Below are 20,254 nucleotides of genomic sequence, written 5' to 3' on the forward strand. Positions count from 1 at the left end.
AGTATGTCATTCATTGCTGGAAATAAAACGGGACAGGTACGTTTTATCGGGTCTGCTCATGCCGTTACCGCCTTCCGCGGCCGAAACGTGTGCTCCAGACCCAGCGCCGCCGCCGTCCGCCTCACCCATGATTCGGTCCGCCGCTTCCTCGAGCGTGCCGTCGGCCGCGCCTTCCCGGCGAGGGGCAGAGCAGGTCCAGCCCGAGTTGGCGTCTCTCTGGCGCAGGATCACGCTGTCAATGTAATTGAAAGTGCCGCTGCCGTCAAGGCCCGCCTGGTGGGGAACGAAGAGTTCCTTGATTGTCATCGTCAGCGCGATAGACAGCCAGCAGCCGCCAGCGCTCGTCGTGGACGAAGCAAACGGGGAAGAAGGCGGGACAGGTATACCTGGTCCGTTTGTGTACTCGTGTTCTTGGCTGGATGGGCTTGATTGGGACGTCAGAAGGCGGCATGGACGCTTCTCCGGGCCACGCCACCTCGTCGCGGAGAGGCGATGGACGACGCGTTCATCCTCGGGCTGCTAAGATGCTCAGGTGCGGCGCCGACCGCAGCAATCCGCCTGGGTCGTCGTCTGGCTCACGATAGTCCCCTTGCAGGAGAGCACGAGACCTTGGAACTTCCTCGTCGGCCTCGTGGTGATGAACTTCTCGAACCCGGCGCGATGACGGCCCTCCGTCATCGTCTCAGACGCCATGCCCCGCTGCATGATCTGGCGACCGTCGTCGCCTGTGCGTTCGACCATCGCACGCGGATGCTCCCGTTCATCTTTGCCGACACGCGCATGGCGCCGGCGGGCATTCGTGCGATCGGCTCGGCCCTGGCGGACGTCGGCTTCGAGAAGACGCGGCTTGTGCTCCAGCAGTGGAATCGCCGATTCCGGCCCTCGCAGATGCGCCTGGACGGTCGCATCCCCGACCTGTTCATGGTTTCGAGCATGGGAATGCACGAGGCGGCCTGCAAGGAACTGGTCCGCGATGCGAGGAGGATTGATCCCGCCCATCGCCCGCTGATCGTCGTCGGTGGATCGCACGCGGTGTACGAGCCGTTCAAAGTCTTCAGCGCCGACCCGGATGATCCCTCCGGGCCTGATGTGGCGGTAACGGGCGAGGAGTTTGTGCTGCTCAGCCTGCTCGAGGCAGTGCTGTCGGTTCGCGCCAGAGGCGAAGCAATGCGCTTGGCGTTTGCCCGGGCCCGCGACAAAGGACTGCTCGACGAGATCCCCGGTCTTGTCTACCCGCTGGGCGCACGTGATGGCGTCGCCGAAAAGTTGATTGATACGGGTACGCAGAGGCTCCTTGGCGATCTGGACGAGTTGCCGCATCCGGTTCTGGGCTACCGGCTCCTCGAGGCGCCGAGTCGGGCGTCGAATCTTGCGCCTCGGGCGATGCCTGCGGATCGCGTGCGTAAGCATTCGCCGATCAGTTCGCTCGTGATGACGTTCGGCTGCAAGTTCTCCTGTCCGTACTGTCCGATCCCCGCGTACAACCAGAGGCAGTATCGAACCAAGAGCCCGGAACGGATTGCCGATGAGATGGCCCGACTCAACGGCGAATATGGACTTCGGTACTTTTTCGGCACCGATGACAACTTCTTCAACGACCATGATCGCGCCCTGAAGATCGCCGAGACCCTGGCCCGCACCGAGGTGGATGGATCGCGGCTTGGTTCGAAAGTCCGTTGGGGTACTGAGGCCACGGTTCACGACACACTCAAGATGAAGGAGCACCTGCCACTGATGCGCGAGGCGGGATGCCGCGGGCTGTGGATCGGGGTCGAAGATCTGACTGCAACCTTCGTCAGGAAGGGTCAAAGCGTCGACAAGACCACCGAGGCGTTCCTATCCCTGCGCGAGGTGGGCATCTGTCCGATGCCGATGATGATGCACCACGACTCGCAACCGCTGTACACGCGCAAGGGCGACTACGGCCTGCTCAACCAGGTCCGCCTGTTGCGAAGGGCGGGCGCCGTGTCGCTTCAGGTGCTGATGCTCGTGCCCTCGCCGGGCAGCAAGTTGTACCACGAGACCTACACCTCTGGACAGGTGTTCGATCGGGTTGGCGGGCGGCGCGTTGATCCGTACATGCACGACGGCAACTACGTCATTGCTTCGCATCACCAGCACCCGTGGAAGAAGCAACTCAACATCCTCGCGAGTTACTCGTATTTCTACAACCCGTGGTGGCTGATCGTGGCGCTCTTGAGAAAGACCAGCGTCGGCGATAAACCCGCGAGCGCCCAGGTCTTCGGCATGCTCGGCAACATCCAGAACATCCGCCGCACACTGGGCTGGGCGTTTCGGTTGATGTTCATGAAGATTCGCCGGCATACACAACCGCCGCGCAGCACGATTCCGATGCAGAGCGTCGAAGGGACGCAATCGATCCACACGCGCCCGATCGTCGTGGTCACGATTGATCCTGCGGCGAGCTTGTCGAAACAGACCGACCGCCTGAGTCGATCCCGCTCGTAGTCCGCATGCCGGGTACGCCGGCGCGGGTCGTCGCACGTTCGTGGATTCCTGCCTGCGCAGGAATGACGGGGGATGTCGTTGCACGTTTGCACTCAGCATGCTTCACGCAGAGCCGGTGAAGCATGGCACCCCTGGGGCACCCCGTCGGTCAGTCGTTGTGTCTCTGGCGGAGGCGGGGGCTCAATCGGAGAAGGAGCTGGATGCGTTCGAACTCGTCGAGCCAGTCCTGAAGGGTGGCGAGGAGCTGGTCGGTGGGGATGGGCGCGCCGGGCAGCGGGCAAGCGGGGCCAAGCTGGGAGTCGGCCAGGGCGCGGTAGCGCGTGAGGGTCCGGTCGCCGTAGAGGGAGACGAACTCATCGTCTTCAGCGAGGAAGAGGACGGTGGGCACGCGGGCGCCCTGGTTGATGTGCACGAGGCCGGCGAGGTCTTTGTGCTGATCGCGGTCGAGCCAGACGAGGCTGATGCGCTCGGATGCTTCGGCGATGCGCTGGAGGAGGGGGCCCTGCTGGACGCAGTCGCCGCACCAGATGCCGGAGATGCAGATGACGTGCATGTCTCGCTTGAAATCGGCAAGGAGTTTGCGCTGGGAATCGGTGAGGGTGATCTGGTTGTAGATGCCCTTCCAGGCTTCCTGCTGGGAGAGTTTGCCGGTGGCGAGGTAATCGTCCCACGAGAGGCCGGCCTCGAACTTAGCGGCGAGGAAGTTGCGGTTGAGTGCGGGGGCGAATGCAGAGGCGGAGGCGACGGTGGTCATGGCTGGTCCTGCGGATGCTGGAGTCGTTTGCCGTGTATGGCGTAAAGGAGGATGGTACGCGCGGAAGGATCAGGGGTGGTGGTCGGGGAATGGCCGGAGTTGGGGGCGGCGACGAGAGAGGGAAAGGAGAGAGGAGACACTTGAGATTTCAGATTTGGAGTAGGGCGGCGGGTTCGAGTGGAGACGGACCGAGAGACTCTGCGAGATTTTTCGGCGGTTTTGGGGCCGTAGGGGGCGATGAGGCCGGATTCACGGGGAACTCATTCGGGCGTCACGGGGGTGCCGTAAAGATTGTGTTGTCAATGGCGGGCGCGGGAGCGTCGGTTTCGCTGAGCTTGCTCCGCCACATCGCGGCCTTCCCACAGGGCAAGGCCACGTAAAGCAAGCCGAGGTCCTGAAGTACCGGACTCTTGAATCTGATCGCTTCCGCGACCCGCCTGAAGACACTCAACCGCCAAAAGGAGGTTAACAATGAAGATCATGTTTATCACCACTACTGCGTTGGCCCTCGCGACGACTCCTGCGATCGCAGGCGTGTGCCCGGAAGCGTTCATGAGTTCGCTTCAGCGGGTGATGGTTGAACCAGCCATGGACGAGGCTGAAGGAATGATCATGACGGTGGCGGCCGACTGGAGCAATTTCACGCTCAAGGCGGCGGACGACCAGGTCGTGACGATCCAGATCGACAAGGAGACGGTCTTCACGCTGGACGGCAAGGAGGTCAGCCGCGACCTGGCGCTGGCTTCGGGCCGGAACGCGAAGGTGACGCATGATGAGAAGACGGCGTCGCGCGTGGAAGTGACGACGCAGAAGTAAGACCCCCTGCTCTGAAGCGTGGATCACGCACTGAAGTATGTGATCCGTTGCTCTGGGACCCTGGGCGCGGCCGGCGAGCGATCGTCGGCCGCGCATTTTTTTGGGACGCGCGTTGACGTGCGAGGGACGGGAGGCGGAGGGGCGATCAGCGCTTGCCCTTGAGCCAGGCGTGGAGCTTTTTGGCGGGCCAGGTGTTGATGCACTGGGCGGCGGTGAGCCAGCCGCGCCGGCCGGTGAGCACGCCGTAGATGAGATAGTCGAAGTGCTGGGTTCGGTGGGCGTCGGTGTCGATGGCGATGAGGCAGCCGGCCTGCACGGCGGCGCGGACGTGGATGTCGCGCAGGTCGAGGCGCTTCCAGTTGGCGTTGATTTCGAGCGCGACGTTGTGCTGCTTTGCGGCGGCGATGATCTCGTTCATGTCGGGCTCGAGGCCCTCGCGCGCGCCGACCATGCGGCCGGTGGGGTGGCCGAGGATGTGCACGTATGGATTCTCGATCGCCTTGAGGAGGCGCTTCGTGGCGGTCTTTGAATCCTGGCGGAGCGAAACGTGGGGCGAGGCGACGACGACATCGAGGCTCGCCAGCACTTCATCGTCATAATCGAGCCGGCCGTCGGGAAGGATGTCCACCTCGGTGCCGCAGAGGACGGCGATGTCTTTGCGCTTCCTGGCGCAGGCGCAGATTGATTTGACATGCGCGCGGAGGCGTGTGACGTCGAGGCCATTGGCGATGACGCTGCTCACGGAGTGGTCGGTGATGGCGAGGGTGTGGTAGCCGCGCTGCTGGGCGCAGTCGATGAGTTCATCGATGGTGAGCTTGCCGTCGCTGGCGGTGGTGTGGGCGTGGAGTTCGGCCTTGATGTCAGACAGTTCGATGAGGTCGGGGATTTCGGCATCGAGTTCGCCGCGGTCCTCGCGGATCTCAGGCGGGATGTATGGCAGGCCGAGCGCCTTGTAGACGTCGGCTTCTTTCGCGGCGGCGACGGGCGCTTCGCCTGAGTCCTGCGGGCGCTCGGTGAGTCCTTTGTAGAGGCCGTATTCGTTGAGGCGGTGTTTCTTTTTGATGGCGCGTTCGCGCAGGCGGACGTTGTGCTCTTTGGAGCCGGTGAAGTAGAGCCAGGCGGCGCCGAAGTTGGCTTCGGGAACGAGCCGCAGGTCGGCCTGGATGACGAGGCCGCGCACGTCGAGTCGGACGGAGCACTTCGTGTCGCCGCGCGAGAGGACCTGGGTGACGTCTTCATGGGTGCAGAAGGCTTCGCGCATCGGCTCGGCGTCTTTGCAGGCGGCGAGGATGTCAATATCGCCGATGGTTTCCTTGCCGCGGCGCAGACTGCCGGCGAATTCGACGCGCTGGGCGCCTTTGACCTTGCGAAGCGATTCGACGAGTTCGATAGCGACGGGGCGGACGATGCCCAGGGGCGCGCGCTGGCCGCCCTGCTCCTTGAACTGCAGCGCCTTGCGGATGTTCTCGATGGTCTTCTCACCCATGCGGGGCAGGGTGCGGAGTTCGGGCGAGTCGAGTTTGCCCTTGAGATCTTCGATGGAAGTGATGCCGAGTTTCTCCCACATGGCCTTGACGGTCTTGGGGCCAAGGCCGGGGATATCGAGCACGCCGAAGAGGCCGTCGGGCACCTGGTTGAGCAGCGCGGTGTGCTCGGCGATCTCGCCGGTCTCGAGGAACTCGACGATCTTTTCGGCCGAGCCTTTGCCGATGCCGGGGATCTCGCAGAGGCGCTTGAGGCCTATCTGGGGGTCCGCATCGACGAAGGATTCGACGTCTTGGGGCAGTTCGGCGAGCAGGCGCGCGACGCGGGCATCGGAGTTGACGCGGAAGGGATTGGCGCCGGTGAGTTCGAGTGCGGCGGCCATCTGCTCGAAGATTTGGGCGAGGCGGGAGTTGGTGTTGGTGGCCATCGGGATAAGGGTATCGGCGCCAGCCAGTGCGGCGAGAGGCTGGTACAGTCATGCTGACTTCGAAGCGGCTGACAGGCTTCAGAGAGGACCTCACGTGATGATGTTTCTGGCGCATCTGGGCGGCGGCGACGCGATGCAGACGGACACGATGGCGGGCGCCGCGCTGGCGCTGGTTACCCTCACGGCGATGGAGATCGTGCTGGGGATTGACAACATCGTGTTCATCTCGATCATCGTCGAGAGGCTCGAAGAGTCCAAGCAGGCGCTGGCCCGGCGGGTGGGGCTGCTGCTGGCGATGGGCATGCGCATCGGGCTGCTGCTGAGCATCAAGTGGATCATGGGGCTGGAGGCGGCGCTGTTCACCGTATTCGGCAACGAGTTCTCCGGGCGCGATCTCATTCTCGTCGGGGGCGGACTGTTTCTCGTCGGCAAGGCGACCTTTGAGATTCACGAGCGCATCGAAGGCGAAGGGCATGAACGCAGCGCGCATCGCAAAGCCGCGGCGTCATTTGCGCGCGTCATCGTGCAGATTCTCCTGCTCGATCTCGTGTTTTCGCTCGACTCGGTGATCACGGCCGTGGGCATGGCGGAGGAACTGTGGGTCATGATCGTGGCGGTCGTCGTGGCCATCGGCGTGATGCTGGCATTCGCGGGCTACATAGCGGGCTTCATCAAGCGGCATCCGACGCTGAAGATGCTGGCGCTGGCGTTCCTCATTCTCATCGGCGTCATGCTGCTGTTCGAGGGGCTCGGCGGGCACATGAACAAGGGATACATTTACTTTGCGATGGCGTTTTCGCTGGGCGTCGAGGCGCTCAACCTCTGGGCGGCCAAGCGGCGCAGGGCGGCAGCCGCGGCGTGACTCTGGAAGGAGTGGCGTGATGGATCGAGCCAACTTGACGATGCGCGGAATATGGCTGGCCCTCGCGCTGGCGCTGGCGGGCGCGGCGGCGCCGGTCGCGCAGAATCCGCCGCCGCCGACTGAGCAGGAGCAGAGCGTCAAGCCGGGCATTAATGACCGGTGGAAGAGCGATGACATCGCGCCGCTCGTGGAGACGCTCGACGACGAGGGCCGCGAGATCTTTTCGCAGCGAGAGAAGATCGCAGCGCTCGTCGGGCCGCGCAAAGGCAGCGTTGTGGCGGACATCGGCGCCGGCAGCGGGTTCATGGCGGAACTGTTCGCCGGGCTCGTCGGCGAGGCGGGCAAGGTCTACGCCGTGGACATCAACGCCGGCCTGATGGAGCGCCTGGCCAAAGACGCAGCCGACAAGGGCATCAACAACATCGAGACAGTCGTGTGCGGCGAACGGAGCGTCGATCTGCCTGCCAACTCAGTCGATCTCATGTTCATCTGCGACACCTACCACCACTTCGAATATCCGGTCAGCACGATGCGCTCGATCTACGAGGCGCTGCGGCCCGGCGGGCAACTGGTGGTCGTGGACTTCTACCGGATCGAGGGCGAGTCGTCGGAGTGGATCCTCGGACACGTCCGCGCGGGTGAAGAGGTGTTCACGCAGGAGATCGTGGATGCGGGTTTTGAACTGGTGAACCAGCACTATCCGCCCTACCTGCCGCAGAACTACGTGCTGCGGTTCCGCAAGGTGGAGCGGTAGGCGTCCGGCCGCGGCAGGATTCCTCCCCCACCGCGCGTGGAAAACGGCCGATAGACTTGCGCATCCATGGCCCGGCGCAAATGGTACATGCCGAAGTGGTTCAGGCGGCTGCTGCAGACGCCCACCGCCGAGTTGAACCGCTGGCAGTACGCGCTGCGCTTCATGGCCGAACTCGCCCGCCACGGCCTGAAGCAACTCCACGAGGACCGGGCGGGGCAGATGGCCGCGGCCTTGGCGTTCCGCACCATCTTCGCGCTCGTGCCGATCAGCGCCATCGGCCTGCTCATCTTCCGCGTACTCGGCGGGCTCGATCGATTCCAGTCGTTCGTGCGCGACGTGCTGGCGGCCACGCCGCTGGACACGGTCACCGTGCCGACGCAGGTCATCACGGACGGCAACCCGGAAAAAGTCGCCATGCCGCTCGTCGACTGGCTGGCCGATCTCATTCGGGACATCAATGACAACGTGAACTTCGAGTCGATCGGCATCATCGGCCTGCTCATTCTCATCTGGGCGGCGATCGGGATGATGACGACCATCGAGCGCTCGTTCAACACCATCACGCGCGCCTCGGAGAACCGGCCGCTGTCGCGCCGCGTGCCGCTGTACGGCTTCACGATCATGATCGGGCCGGGGCTGCTGTACCTGAGTTTCTTCCTCGACCGGCGCTTTGACGAAATCGTCACCCGCGCCGCGGACAGCCTCGGCCCGTGGGCAACGTCGAGTCTGTCAGCCGTGGGCGTGATCACTTCGCTGACGACGACGTGGCTGTTCATCCTGCTGCTCTATGTCGCGGTGCCCAACACGAAGGTGAAGATCTCGGCGGCGGCGATCGGCTCGCTCGTCACCGCCATCTCCTGGTCGATCGGCGCCCGGGCCCTGGGCGCGTACATCTCGACGATCTTTGGCACGAGTTCGACCTACTCGGTGCTCTACGGCACGCTGGGGTTGATCCCGGTGTTCCTGTTCTGGGTCTACGCGATGTGGATCATCGTGCTCTTTGGCCTGGAACTGACCTCGGCGCTGCAGGCGGTGGGCGTCCGGATGGTTCGCTCGATTCCCGACCGGCCGTGCATTGCGCCGGTGATGGACCCGGCGCTGGTGCTGCCGATGCTGCGCGTGGTTGTTGAGCGCTTCGAGCGGGGCGAGGCGACGGATGTGCGGCACATCATGGAACAGGCGAGCATCAACGAGCCGGCGATCGAACTCGTGCTCTCCCGACTCGTCGAGCAGGGCGTATTGCACCGCATCGAGCCCAACGAGCGGCCGACGTTTGCACTGGCCAGGCCGGCGGATCGCATCACGCTGACCGAGGTCGTCGAAGCGGCGCAAAACCTGCTGGGGACGCAAGATGCGATCGGCGAAGACTGGGAACTGGTTTCGCGTCTGAGGCAGGCTCAACTCCGCGCGGTGCGCGATCAGACGCTGGCGGATCTGCGTAGAAACGGCAAGCCCTAGGCCGCTGCAACGGTCCAGTTTGCTTATTTTGACCCGGGGCGGGGCTGGACTATCCTTGGGGTGGTCTGAAGTGGCCAGTTTTTCGGCTTGCTGGCGTAGGAGTACGCAGAATGCACCTTTGGGAAGAACCCAGTGCGTGGTAGGCAGCGCGTCAACTCGGACGCCTCCCGCACGCCCGGATTCCGGGCTTTTGAAGGGCGCGTCATGACCTGAGGCATCGCCACAGGTTGGGTTGACCGGCTGTGATGGGCTCTTGAGCCCGGCAGCCGCACGACAGGCCACAGGCGCTGCGGATGCGCCGGTGGTTTTTTGTTTGACGGAATTCAGGGTGGTGGAACCGGCTGAGCCGGTTGCAGAGACAACTGAATACACAACTCGGCGAAAGGACTATCAGCATCATGAATCAGGAAACACTCCGCATCATCGACTCGATCGCGCGCGACCGCAAGATCGAGCGCGAGTCGCTCTTCCGCGACATCGAGACGGCGATGATCTCCGCGGCGCGCAAGCACTTCGGCTCGCTCGACACGGATGAATTCCGCTGCGCGATGGATCGCTTCAATGGCGAAATCCGCTTGTGGAGGCGTTTCCCCCCTGCTGAGACCGATCCCGTCACGGGCGAGCCGGTCGGCGAGTGGACCGAAATTGAAATCGACCTGCGCGAACTCGGCCGCATCCCGGCCCAGACCGCCAAGCAGGTCATGATCCAGCGCTTCCGCGAGGACGAGCGAGAAGCGCTCTTCGAAGAGTTCTCCAAGCGCGTCGGCGAGATGGTGACCGGCACGGCGCAGCGCTACGAAGGCGGTGCGCTGGTCATCCAGATCGATCGGGCCGAGGGCTTCATGCCCCGCAGCGAGCAGATCCCCGGCGAGAACTTTCAGCCGGGCGATCGCGTGCGCTGCCTGATTCTCGACGTGCGCGACATGGGCAACCAGGTGAAGATCGTGCTCAGCCGGGCCAATCCGGACTTCATCCGCCGCCTGTTCGAGGTGGAGGTGCCCGAGGTGAGCGAGCGGATCATCGAGATCAAGGCGATGGCGCGCGAGCCGGGCTTCCGCACCAAACTCGCCGTGTCTTCGATCGACTCGAAGGTGGACGCGGTGGGCGCGTGCGTCGGCGTGCGCGGCAGCCGGATCAAGAACATCGTCGATGAACTGGGCGGCGAGAAGATCGACATCGTCCGCTGGAACGACTCAAGCCAGATTCTGATCCAGAACGCGCTCAAGCCGGCGGAGGTGAAGGACGTGTCGTTGTGCTTCGAACTCGGCCGGGCGACGGTCGTGGTCGAGGAGGATCAACTCAGCCTGGCCATCGGCAAGCGCGGGCAGAACGTGCGCCTGGCGGCGCGGCTGACGGGCTGGGACGTGGACATCCTCACGCCGACCGAATACGCCAAGGGCCTGGAAGTGCTCGTCGAGACGCTGCGTCAGGTCGAAGGCGTGACGGAAGAGCAGCTCGACCGGCTGGCGGCGCTGGGCATGGTGAGCGTGTTTGACGTCGAAGAAGTCGGCGCCGAAGTGCTGGCAGACGAACTGGAAGTGACGCCCGAGCAGGCGGATCAGATGGTCGAACTGGCGTCGGCCAAGGCCAAGGTCGTTGCCGAAGAGCAGCAGCGCGAGAAGGAAGAGGAAGCGCGGCGGCGCGAAGTGGAGCAGCGCCTGGTGGCCAGCGTGCTCGACGGTACGCCGGCGCCCGAGTCGGGCGAAGTGCCTGCAGCGAGCGGCGGCGGGAACACGGAAGACGAAGGCGCCGCGCAGGCGGCGACGATCCTGGGCCTGGGCCGCTCGCCGGCTCCGGTGAACCAGGCCCGTGGCGAAGAGGGAGCATGAGGAGAGCCGCACGGCGGCGGTGTCTCCGCCCGGCGCGAGTCGGGCTCGAATTGAACTGAGGAGCAGCCTTTGGCTAAGAAGATTCATCAGATCGCGAAAGAACTCGGCATCAAGAGCAAAGACCTCGTGGAGCGCTGCGAGGCCGAGGGTATCCCCAACATCACCAACCACATGTCCACGGTGTCGGCGGGGCTTGAGCAGACGATCCACTCGTGGTACGCGGGCGGCAGCGATGAAGACGAGGTGGTGGAAACGGCCGAAGACGCCGGCGCCCTGACGGCCGTTGCGGCGCGTACCGCCAAGAAGGCGGCCAAGAAAGTGCGCGCCACGGCGCGCAAAAAGCTGGCCAGCCAGCCCGTCGAAGAGACCGCGGATGAATCGGCCGCGATGGCCCGCGCGCTCGAAGAGACGCGCAAGATCGCCAAGAAGGGGTCGGCGGAGACGTCGGAGGAAGTGATCCGCCGCGTGGAGGCGCAGACCGCTTCGACCGAGCCGAGCCACGCTCCCGCCCCGATGGCGCCGAGCGAAGAAATGCCCGCCGAGCAACGCGAGGCGCCGATGGAAGCGCCGGGTTCGCTGGCGGCAGCGGCGAGCGCTGCGGTGCCGAGCGCGCCGGCACAGGCCGAGGCGGGAGCCGATCGCCGTCGCGGCGTGGCGGTGCCCAACGTGCCCAAGCGGCCCCAGCAGGTCACGCCGGCTGGTCCGATGCTGGGCGAAGTGCAGTCGCCTGCGAAGCTCTCGGGGCCGAAGGTGGTGCGCATCGAAGAGGCGGAGGTCGTGGACCGACCCCGCCGCCGCACGCTGGGCGAAGGCCCGGGCGGCCGCGGGCCGATGGCGCCGGCTGGTCCGATGGACGGGCCGCCCACAGGCGACGTGTCGCGGCGAAACACGCGGCGCAAGAACCGCAGCGGCCGCGAGGGCCGCAGCGCCAGCGCCGACGGGCCTTCGGGCGATCGTCCCGCTCGCAGCCGCAACTGGGGCCAGCAGGACCTGCTCGAACGCGAAGAGCGCCTGCGGGGAGCGCACGGCTACATCAAGACCGTCCGCCGCGATGCGAGCAAGTCCGACCACGGCGGCGAGAAGGCCAAGACAGCCGCGCAGGTCGGCGGTCTGGTCAAGATCCACGAGCCGTTTTCCATCAAGGACCTCAGCGCGGCGACCGGCGTGCAGGTGAACCAGATCATCCGCGCCATGATGAAAAAGGGCATCATGCAGGCGAATCCCAACGCCGGCATGCCCACGGACCTCGCCGTCGAACTCATGATGGAGCACAACATTGAACTCGACGTGGAGGAGAAGCGCTCCGCCGTCGATGTCGTCACGCAGGAATTCGAACAGCGCGAGACGGTCGATCTTCAGCCCCGCGCTCCGGTCGTGGCGATTCTCGGGCACGTCGATCACGGCAAGACGTCGCTGCTGGACGCGATCCGGCAGACGAACGTGGCCGCGGGCGAGGCCGGCGGCATCACGCAGCACACCTCGGCGTTCCGCATCAGCGTGCGCGCCGGTGACGACGACAAGACGGTTGTCTTCCTCGACACGCCCGGCCACGAGGCGTTTACCGCCATGCGGGCCCGGGGCGCGCAGATCACCGATATCGTCGTGCTCGTCGTGGCGGCCGATGACGGCCTGATGCCGCAGACGATCGAATCGATCAACCACGCCAAGGCGGCCGAAGTGCCCATCGTCGTGGCGCTCAACAAGATCGACAAGTCCGAGGCGACGGATTCCAACATCCAGCGCATCTACGGCCAGCTGGCCGAGTACGAACTCTCGCCCGTCGAATGGGGCGGCAAGACGGAAGTCATCAAGACCTCGGCCACCAAGAAGATCGGCATCCAGGACCTGCTCGACACGCTCGATTTCCAGGCCCAGCTGATGGAGCTGAAGGCCGACGCGGCGGGTCCGGCGCGCGGCACGGTCATCGAAGCCCGCATGGTCGAAGGCCGCGGCGCCGTGGCCAACGTGCTCATCCAGGACGGTCGCATCAAGGTCGGCGACTTCATCGTCATCGGCCGGGCCTACGGCCGGGTGCGCGACATGACCGACGATCGCGGCAAGCGCCTCAAGGAGGCCGGGCCCTCCACGCCGCTGGAGATCTCGGGCATCAACCAGGTGCCCGACGCCGGCGACCGCTGCTACGTCGTCTCGAGCCTGCGCAAGGCGGAAGAGGCCGCCGAGCAGCGCGTGGCGCAGGAGCGCGAGCGCGCCCTGGCGGCGCCAAAGGTGACGCTCGACAACATCTTTACGCAGATGAAGGGCGCCGAGCGCAAGGACCTCAACCTCGTCGTCAAGGCCGACGTGCAGGGCAGCGTGGAAACGCTGCGGCGTTCGCTCGAAGACATCTCCACCGACGAACTGCAGATCCGCGTATTGCACGCGGCGGTCGGCGGGATCACCGAATCCGACGTGCTGCTGGCCGAAGCCTCGGGCGCCATCGTGCTGGGCTTCCACGTCATCGCTTCCAGCCGGGCCCGCGAACTGGCGGAGAACAAAGACGTCGAGCTGCGCACCTATCAGGTCATCTACGAACTGCTCGACGACGTGCGCAAGGCCGCCAGCGGCCTGCTCGCGCCGGAGATCAGGGAAGAGGTGCTCGGCCACGCGACGGTGCGCGAAGTGTTCAAGATCACCAAGGTCGGCATGGTGGCGGGTTGCTACGTCACGGACGGCACGATCGAGCGCAACGCCAAAGTCCGCGTGACGCGCGATGGCATCGTCGTCGAGAACAACCGCGTGCTCGAACAGCTCAAGCGGTTCAAGGACGACGCCAGAGAGGTGCGCAGCGGACAGGAGTGCGGCATGAAGATCGAAGGCTACGACGACATCAAGCCCGGCGACGTGCTCGAGTGTTACCGCATGATCGAAGTCAGCCGCAAGATCTGATCCGGAGCGAAAGCAAGTGAGTCATCGGCGCGAACAACTCGCTTCCGTCATGCACCGCGCGGTGCAGGAAGTGTTCACGCGCGGGCTCAACGACCCGCGCATCCGCGGGATGCTCACGGTCACGCAGGTGGACGTCTCGCCGGACACGCGCGACGCGGTCGTGCACGTCTCGGTGCTGCCCGCTGAATACCAGGCGGCGACGATGCAGGGCCTGCGGGCCGCGACGATGCGCCTCCAGCATCTCGTCAACGAGCAGATGGATGTCCGCCGGCCGCCGCACATCCGCTTTCAACTCGACGAGCGCATCAAGAAGCAGGCGGAGTTGCTCAGCGCGATCCGTCAGGCCGTCGGCGAGGAGGCCGACGAAGCAAATGAGCCGCAGGACGCGCCCGGCCGTGTCGCCCGCGACGACGATTCGTAGCCGCCCAGGCACAAGCGGAGCCGACGCCGCGAGGCGGAGGCGCGAGGGAGAGGCGTTGACGAGCGCAGCGGTGCATGCCGGTCGACTCACGCGATTGCTCCGGGATACGGCCCGGGACGATTCGCCGCCCGCCTGCCCCGCCGCCACGCCGGCCGAACATCTCGTCTGGGGCTTTCTGGCGTGGGAGTGTTCGCACAGGCGGTCGGCCAAGGCGTTCGAGCGCCTGCGCAGCCGCGTGGTCGATCTCAACGAACTGCGCGTCTGCCTGACGGATGAGATCCAGGCGCTCATCGGCGACCGCTATCCGCGTTCGCGCAAGCGGGCCAGCCGCATTCGCCGGGCGCTGCACGACCTGCACCGGCGCGAGTTGAGCGTTTCGATCGACCACCTGCTCGACGCCCCGGCTTCCGATGCCAGCGCTTATCTCATGGGCCTTGACGGCATGCTGCCCTACGCCGCGAGTTTCGCGTGCCTGCACGGCCTGAGCCACCCGGTGATTCCCATCGACGACCGGCTGCACGCGGCGCTGATCGAAGAAGGCATCGCCGACACCGCCGCCTCGCCCGATGAGATCAGCGAAGCCATCGTGGAGCGCATCGAGCCCGAACAATGCGCCGCCGTGCATCTGCGGCTCTGGTCGTGGGTGGATGATCGCGATCGCGAAGCAGGACTGGATGCGGAGGAGTAGAAGCGGGCGCGGCTGGTCCTCTGCTTCGGCCGCGTCGGGGCCTCGATGCCTCCTCCCCCGCTTGCCGCGACGCCGGCGGCTTAGAATGGGGCGGCCATGGCTCGTGGGTCGCAACCTTTTCATACCGGCGGCGGTTGGCGCGTTTCGCCGCTGCATTTCACCCTCCTCGCAGCCTCGCTGCTCGCGCTGGGCATCGCCATCTGGCTGACGCGCGGGCGCGGCGGGGAGATGAGCCGCTTTGCCGGGGCCATCTTCGTCATGGCCTTCGACTCGATCCCGGTATCGGGCTGGCTCATTGCCGCGTGGGGCTTCGGCTCGCTGGTGCGCAAGGGCCTGCGGCTGGATGCGGCTGAACTCGGCCCGATCGATCTCGGCCTGGGCGTGCCGGCGCTGCTCTGGCTCGATCACGCGCTCGGCGCCGCCGGCCTGCTGCAGCTCGGCGGCAGCGCCGGCGGATGGCTGCTGCTGTGCGTGGGCTGGCTGGCGGCGATGCTCAGTCTGCGCGAGCGGCTCGCAGCGCAAAGCCTGTCGCTGCGCATCGGCGGCGTGTCGTCGCTGGCGCTCATCGCCGCCGTGCCGGCGCTGACGGTGATGTTCATCGCCGCCACCAGCGCGCCCGGCTGGCTCTGGGCGACGGAAGCGGGCGGCTACGACGTGCTCGAATATCACCTTCAGATGCCGCGGGAGTGGCTGACGCTGGGCTCCATCACGCCGCAGCTGCACAATGCCTATTCGTTCGCGCCGTCGTACGTCGAAGCGGCGTACTACCACCTCGCGGTGCTGCTCGATCCGCTGGCGCAGCGGCCGGGCAACGGCGCGCTCGAAGCGGCGACGGCCTGCCAGATGCTGCACGCGGCCCTGATGATCTGGGCGGCGCGGGAGGTGACGCTGCTCGCCGGCCGGCATGTTTCGCACTGGATGGCCCTGGCGGCGGGCGCGATGACGCTGAGCGTGCCGTGGGTCGTGGTCACGGGCTCGATGGCCTACAACGAAGCCCCGCTGATTGGCCTGCTCGCGCTGTGCTGGCGACTGAGCAGCGCCGAGCCGCGCGCCTGGCGAAGTCTCGTACTCATCGGGTTTCTTGCGGGGATCGCATGCGGCGCGAAACTCACGGCGGCGGGCCTGGTCGTCGCCCCCATCGGCATGCTGCTGCTTATCCACACGCCGACGGCGCGGTGGTGGCGGGCGGCGCTGGGCTGCGCTGCGGGCGGGCTGATCGCCCTGGGGCCCTACGCCCTGCGCAACTGGGCGGCGCTGGACGGCGGCAACCCGCTCTTTCCATTCGCCACGGGGCTGCTGGGAACCGCCCACTGGACCGCCGAGCAGGCGCAGCGCTGGAACGACGCACATGGACCACACGGCACAGGGGCGGAGCGCCTGGTTGCGCTGTGGCAGATGGCTTTCGTGCACGCGCAGTGGGCGTGGTTGTGGTTCGCGGCGGCCCCCGCCTGTGCGCTGGCGTGGCTCGGGCAGAGCAATCGCACCGCGCGGCGCGATGCGCTGATCGTGCTCGCAGTCCAGCTGATTTTCTGGCTGACGCTGACGCATCTACAGAGCCGGTTTCTCCTGCCGTGTGTGGTGCCGCTGGTCGTGCTGATCGTGCTGGGGCTCGAAGCGCTCGTGCCGCGCTTCCTCGCGACGGCATGCAGCGTGAGCATCATCGTGCCCGCGGCGATGGGCGCGTGGACGATGATGATCTTCAACGGGCAGGGGCGCGGCATGCCGGCGACGTTCATCGACGGCGAAGTCTTTCGCACCGGCGTGAGCCAGCCGCCGCTCGACCGCCGGCTCGAGTCCGACCTGATCGCGGCCAACAGCGATATTTATCTCAACCTGCGAACGCGGCCGGATCAGGGCCTCTACCTGCTGGGCGACGCGACACCGTTTTACATTCTGCGGCCGGTGGTGTGGCACACGACGTGGGACACCTCGCCGCTGGGCGAGATCATCCGCGCGCACGGCGATGATGAGCAGGCGTGGGCGGCGGCACTGATCGAGCGAGGCATCTCGCTCGTGCTCGTGAACTACGCCGAACTCGATCGGCTCGGCCGGCGCGATGAGTGGTATGATCCGATCTTCAGGGAGGTGGATGTGCTGGGATTCTTCGAACGGCATGGACGCGCCTTGGCGGCGTGGCCCGGCGGGCGCGTGCTGTATGAATTGAACGCGGCGGGTCAGTGAACGATGGCGATGGCAGTTGAACAGCCGCTGCTCGTGGCGACGTCGAACCCGCACAAACTCGAGGAGATCCGCGCGGTGCTCGGGCCGCTGGGCATCCGGACGATCGGGCTGGACGAGGCCGGCGTGAACGTGCCCGAGCCCGTGGAGGACGGCGCGACCTTTGAAGCCAACGCGCGGCTCAAGGCAATCTACTACGCGCAGGCAGCGCAGCGGACGTGCCTGGCCGATGACAGCGGCCTCGAAGTTGACGCCCTCGGCGGCGCGCCGGGCGTGTACAGCGCGCGCTACGCCGGCACAGGCGACACGCGGGCCCAGCGCGACGCGGCCAACAACGCCAGACTTCTCGCGGAGTTGAAGGATGTGCCACCCGAATGTCGCACGGCGCGGTTCGTGTGCGCCATGTGCCTGGCGGACGCCGATGGGCAGGTGCTGACCGAGACGCGAGGCGAGTTCGCGGGCGTGATCATCGACGAGCCGCGCGGCCACAACGGGTTCGGCTACGACCCGCTGCTGTGGCTGGCGGATGTGGGCAAGACGAGCGCGGAGCTGCCGCCGGCCGAAAAGAACGCGCGCTCACACCGAGGCGCGGCGAGCCGGGCGATGGCCGCGTGGTTGTGTGGGTGATGGCGTGATGGGGTGATGGAGTGATGCACGTAGGTCGGGACCGCTGCTCTGAGCGCGGCCCGGCAGTTGGAGGTGTGCTGAGAGCAGAACCGGTGCGGCGCGCTGGGCGTCCAACCGCCGGGCCTGCGCAGAGCCTTGTCCCGACCTACGCGCGCTGGGGCGAAAAAAAGTCCGCTCGCACCGGTGGGATGGCGTGAGCGGACTCGAAAGGTGCGGCCGGGCGCGAGGTCACGTCGCGCGGGCCGATGGTCTGTATCGTGCCGCCGCATCCTTGTCAGCGGTCACGATGCCGCCGATCGCTTGGTCGATCGGCGGTGGCTGGTCATCGAGCCGGCGATGGAGGAGCCGCCGCGACGGATCCGGCCCACGGCGCCCACGCGCCTGCATAAGCCAAGATCAATAGCGGTCGAGCGAAAATCAGCCGTGACCTGCGGGCGATCGTTAATCAGCCGATCCCTGGCCGAGCGCCGGCAGGCACACCGAATTCCGCCGAGGCGACGTACGAATCCGTTCGCCTCCATCCACCCTCGCCGCTGGTCTCCTTCTGATTCCAGCGGCGTGATGATCCAGTCCCGACTTGTCAAAACGTCGCCGACCTCTGTTCAAGGCAGGCGGCGTGATCATCGACCATGCTCCGACGGGCGATCCCTCCCGCGCCCGTCGCACGATCGATGCGAGTTGCGTCATCCTCCCCCACTCGCGTTGCCGGCGCCGCGGCCCTCGCTCGGCCGGCCGCGACGGACAAAGCGGCTGAAGATCTCCTCCTGCTTGGCGAGACGGTCTTCCAGTTCAGCGTTCCACTGCTTGAGGTCGCGAATCTGAAGATGGTCTCGCACGCCGATGAGCACGACATCCTTTCCCAGGCCGGCCCGCTGCATCATGCGATCGGGCAGGCGCACGCGCCCGGCGGAGTCCAGTTCCAGCCGGCTCGAAAGCGGAAAGAGCAGTTGATCGAACTCCTGGACCGCTTCGTCGGTGACCAGGCCTTCTTCGATCATTGCGGCGAGACGTTCGAAGCCTTTTTCCGGATAGAGCCGCAAGGCTCGGTTGGCTCCGATCGTGAGGTAGAACGCTTCGCCATCTTCTGCTTTCTTCATTCGAGAGCGGATCTCGGAAGGGATGGCCAGGCGTCCCTTCGCGTCGATCGTGTGTTCGAATTCGCCTGTGAACAGCACGATCCGATCCTCATGCCGACTGCGTTTTCCTGCCGCTCGCGGGCCAAGGCGACAGGGTGCGATAGGTTACCACACTTCGCTACACAATGCAACACTTCTCGACTTTTTCGAGCGCAAATTGGTCGAAAAGTTCCCGGCCCGCCCCACGCCCATCCGGCGACTCCATCGGCCAGTTTTGCGCACTTCGGCTCAAGCAGTTGTTTCTGCGAGGTTTACGAGAACGGGGACGCCCGTTCGCTGCCGCTCGCCCCTGCCGACTCGTGTGGAAGAACGGTGGAAAACGAAGCGACCATGCGCGCGCCGGCTGGGTCCGAGAAAAGATTGTGGACTTTCGTCGAGGCTCAGTGCTGGTCGATCGCCGCTGGCGGCGCGACTTGCGGTATGATGCACGACGTGGCCGAATCGTGCCCTGCAATCACACCAGTCTGGAAGGAGAGATCACCATGAGGAGAGGAATCACTGCGATCATCATGGCGGGCGCCATCGGCGCTTCGATGGGCATCGCGCTGGGCGGGAATGACATCATCGCCGTAAGTTGGCCGGGCGACGTGTACACCATCGACTCGAGCACCGGCGCCGGCTCGCTGCTCAACGGCAGCCGCACGTTCACGAGCCTGAACGCGAGCGCCAAGAGCCCCTCGGGAGAGATTTACACGACTTCGAACAACACGCTTGTGCGTGTGGATGAAACGACGGGGGCCATGACCAGCGTCGCCACGATGAACATCAGCTCGATTCGCGGCATGGACTTCGCGCCTGACGGCACGCTGTACGCCTACAACGACGAAGGATTCGGCACGCCCGATGTGTTCTACTCGATCGATCCGAGCAGCGGCGCGACCACGCGCCTCGGCCTGGCCAACGACACCGGCATTCAGGGATTCGCGATTGACAGCCAGGGCAACGCCTACGCCTGGGACATCTTCAACGGCCTCGCGACGGTCAATCTCGCCAACGGCGCGACTTCGGATCTGAGCGGCGCCGGCAACACTGACATCCAGGCCATCGCGTTCGATCTCAACGATCAACTCTTCGGCTGCCGCGAGGCTCTCTACTCCATTTCAACCGTCGACGGTTCGTTCACGACCGTCGGCTCGGGCGGCTACACGGACGTGCGCGGCTTCGAGTTCATCGGCACCGCGGGCGGATACCGGCTCAACGTCGGCGGCCAGTGCCCGGGCACGGTCACGGTTTCCTGGAGCGGCGCCAACGCGGGCCGGCAACAGGGACTCGTCTTCGGCGCCCAGCAGGGCAGCACGATCATCCCCGGCGGCGTCTGCCAGGGAACGATGCTCGGTATCCAGGGCAGCGTGCGCCTCATTAACAACTTCGGCACCGGCAACGGCAGCGGCATGGTCTCGGGCAGCGCCGGCACCGGCGCCTGTGGCGGCTGGCTGCAACTGGTCGAAGTGCCCGGCTGCGCGG

General features: G+C 65.7%; 17 protein-coding genes. 12 read left to right on the plus strand and 5 right to left on the minus strand.

The window, feature by feature from the left end; genetic code table 11:
- Positions 1 to 6: 6 nt before the first annotated feature.
- On the minus strand, positions 7 to 306 hold the full coding sequence (locus tag IT430_14935; protein ID MCC6909233.1) for a hypothetical protein: 300 nt from the start codon (positions 304 to 306) through the stop codon (positions 7 to 9).
- 222 nt (positions 307 to 528) lie between these two features.
- The gene (locus tag IT430_14940; protein ID MCC6909234.1) at positions 529 to 741 is read right to left on the minus strand and encodes a hypothetical protein; all 213 of its coding nucleotides are present in this window, start codon (positions 739 to 741) and stop codon (positions 529 to 531) included.
- A 9-nt stretch (positions 742 to 750) separates the two neighbouring features.
- Between IT430_14940 and IT430_14945 the strand changes: the two genes are divergently transcribed.
- A complete protein-coding gene (locus IT430_14945) occupies positions 751 to 2,469 on the plus strand; it encodes a B12-binding domain-containing radical SAM protein (GenBank protein MCC6909235.1) in 1,719 nt (572 codons plus the stop codon).
- A 148-nt stretch (positions 2,470 to 2,617) separates the two neighbouring features.
- Here the strand turns inward: IT430_14945 and IT430_14950 are convergent, their stop codons facing one another.
- Positions 2,618 to 3,223, minus strand: coding sequence for a thioredoxin family protein (locus tag IT430_14950; protein MCC6909236.1), 606 nt, complete (start codon positions 3,221 to 3,223; stop codon positions 2,618 to 2,620).
- Between the two features lie 471 nt (positions 3,224 to 3,694).
- Between IT430_14950 and IT430_14955 the strand changes: the two genes are divergently transcribed.
- Positions 3,695 to 4,039, plus strand: a complete 345-nt coding sequence (locus tag IT430_14955; GenBank protein MCC6909237.1) for a hypothetical protein — start codon at positions 3,695 to 3,697, stop codon at positions 4,037 to 4,039.
- A 145-nt stretch (positions 4,040 to 4,184) separates the two neighbouring features.
- On the opposite strand, the gene polX is transcribed toward IT430_14955, so the two are convergent.
- Complete coding sequence (gene polX / locus IT430_14960; GenBank protein MCC6909238.1) at positions 4,185 to 5,951, minus strand: DNA polymerase/3'-5' exonuclease PolX; 1,767 nt, start codon at positions 5,949 to 5,951, stop codon at positions 4,185 to 4,187.
- Positions 5,952 to 6,048: 97 nt separating this feature from the next.
- On the opposite strand from polX, the gene IT430_14965 reads away from it, so the two are divergent.
- The 9 genes from IT430_14965 to rdgB all read left to right on the plus strand — a co-directional run bounded on the left by IT430_14965 (position 6,049) and on the right by rdgB (position 17,654).
- Positions 6,049 to 6,813 (plus strand): TerC family protein, encoded by a 765-nt coding sequence (locus tag IT430_14965; GenBank protein ID MCC6909239.1) that lies wholly within the window; start codon positions 6,049 to 6,051, stop codon positions 6,811 to 6,813.
- A 19-nt stretch (positions 6,814 to 6,832) separates the two neighbouring features.
- Positions 6,833 to 7,567 carry a methyltransferase domain-containing protein gene (locus tag IT430_14970; protein MCC6909240.1) on the plus strand — a complete coding sequence of 245 codons (735 nt, stop codon included), beginning with the start codon at positions 6,833 to 6,835 and terminating at the stop codon, positions 7,565 to 7,567.
- Positions 7,568 to 7,633: 66 nt separating this feature from the next.
- Complete coding sequence (locus IT430_14975; GenBank protein ID MCC6909241.1) at positions 7,634 to 9,025, plus strand: YihY family inner membrane protein; 1,392 nt, start codon at positions 7,634 to 7,636, stop codon at positions 9,023 to 9,025.
- A gap of 398 nt (positions 9,026 to 9,423) precedes the next feature.
- Positions 9,424 to 10,854: a transcription termination factor NusA gene (gene nusA / locus IT430_14980; protein MCC6909242.1), complete on the plus strand. Its 1,431-nt coding sequence runs from the start codon at positions 9,424 to 9,426 to the stop codon at positions 10,852 to 10,854.
- 69 nt (positions 10,855 to 10,923) lie between these two features.
- Complete coding sequence (gene infB / locus IT430_14985; GenBank protein MCC6909243.1) at positions 10,924 to 13,740, plus strand: translation initiation factor IF-2; 2,817 nt, start codon at positions 10,924 to 10,926, stop codon at positions 13,738 to 13,740.
- A 16-nt stretch (positions 13,741 to 13,756) separates the two neighbouring features.
- On the plus strand, positions 13,757 to 14,161 hold the full coding sequence (rbfA, locus tag IT430_14990) for a 30S ribosome-binding factor RbfA (protein ID MCC6909244.1): 405 nt from the start codon (positions 13,757 to 13,759) through the stop codon (positions 14,159 to 14,161).
- Positions 14,162 to 14,231: 70 nt separating this feature from the next.
- On the plus strand, positions 14,232 to 14,849 hold the full coding sequence (locus tag IT430_14995) for a hypothetical protein (protein MCC6909245.1): 618 nt from the start codon (positions 14,232 to 14,234) through the stop codon (positions 14,847 to 14,849).
- Between the two features lie 96 nt (positions 14,850 to 14,945).
- Complete coding sequence (locus tag IT430_15000; protein ID MCC6909246.1) at positions 14,946 to 17,030, plus strand: hypothetical protein; 2,085 nt, start codon at positions 14,946 to 14,948, stop codon at positions 17,028 to 17,030.
- 9 nt (positions 17,031 to 17,039) lie between these two features.
- Entirely contained in the window at positions 17,040 to 17,654 is a 615-nt protein-coding gene (rdgB, locus tag IT430_15005) for an RdgB/HAM1 family non-canonical purine NTP pyrophosphatase (GenBank protein MCC6909247.1), read from the plus strand.
- Between the two features lie 683 nt (positions 17,655 to 18,337).
- Here rdgB and IT430_15010 read toward each other — a convergent pair.
- Positions 18,338 to 18,829, minus strand: coding sequence for a hypothetical protein (locus IT430_15010; GenBank protein ID MCC6909248.1), 492 nt, complete (start codon positions 18,827 to 18,829; stop codon positions 18,338 to 18,340).
- A gap of 443 nt (positions 18,830 to 19,272) precedes the next feature.
- Here IT430_15010 and IT430_15015 point away from each other — a divergent pair.
- A partial coding sequence (locus IT430_15015) for a hypothetical protein (GenBank protein MCC6909249.1) occupies positions 19,273 to 20,254 on the plus strand: 982 nt, incomplete at its 3' end.

The organism is Phycisphaerales bacterium (genome assembly GCA_020852515.1).
In the GTDB taxonomy this organism is placed as follows: Bacteria; Planctomycetota; Phycisphaerae; order Phycisphaerales; family UBA5793; genus UBA5793.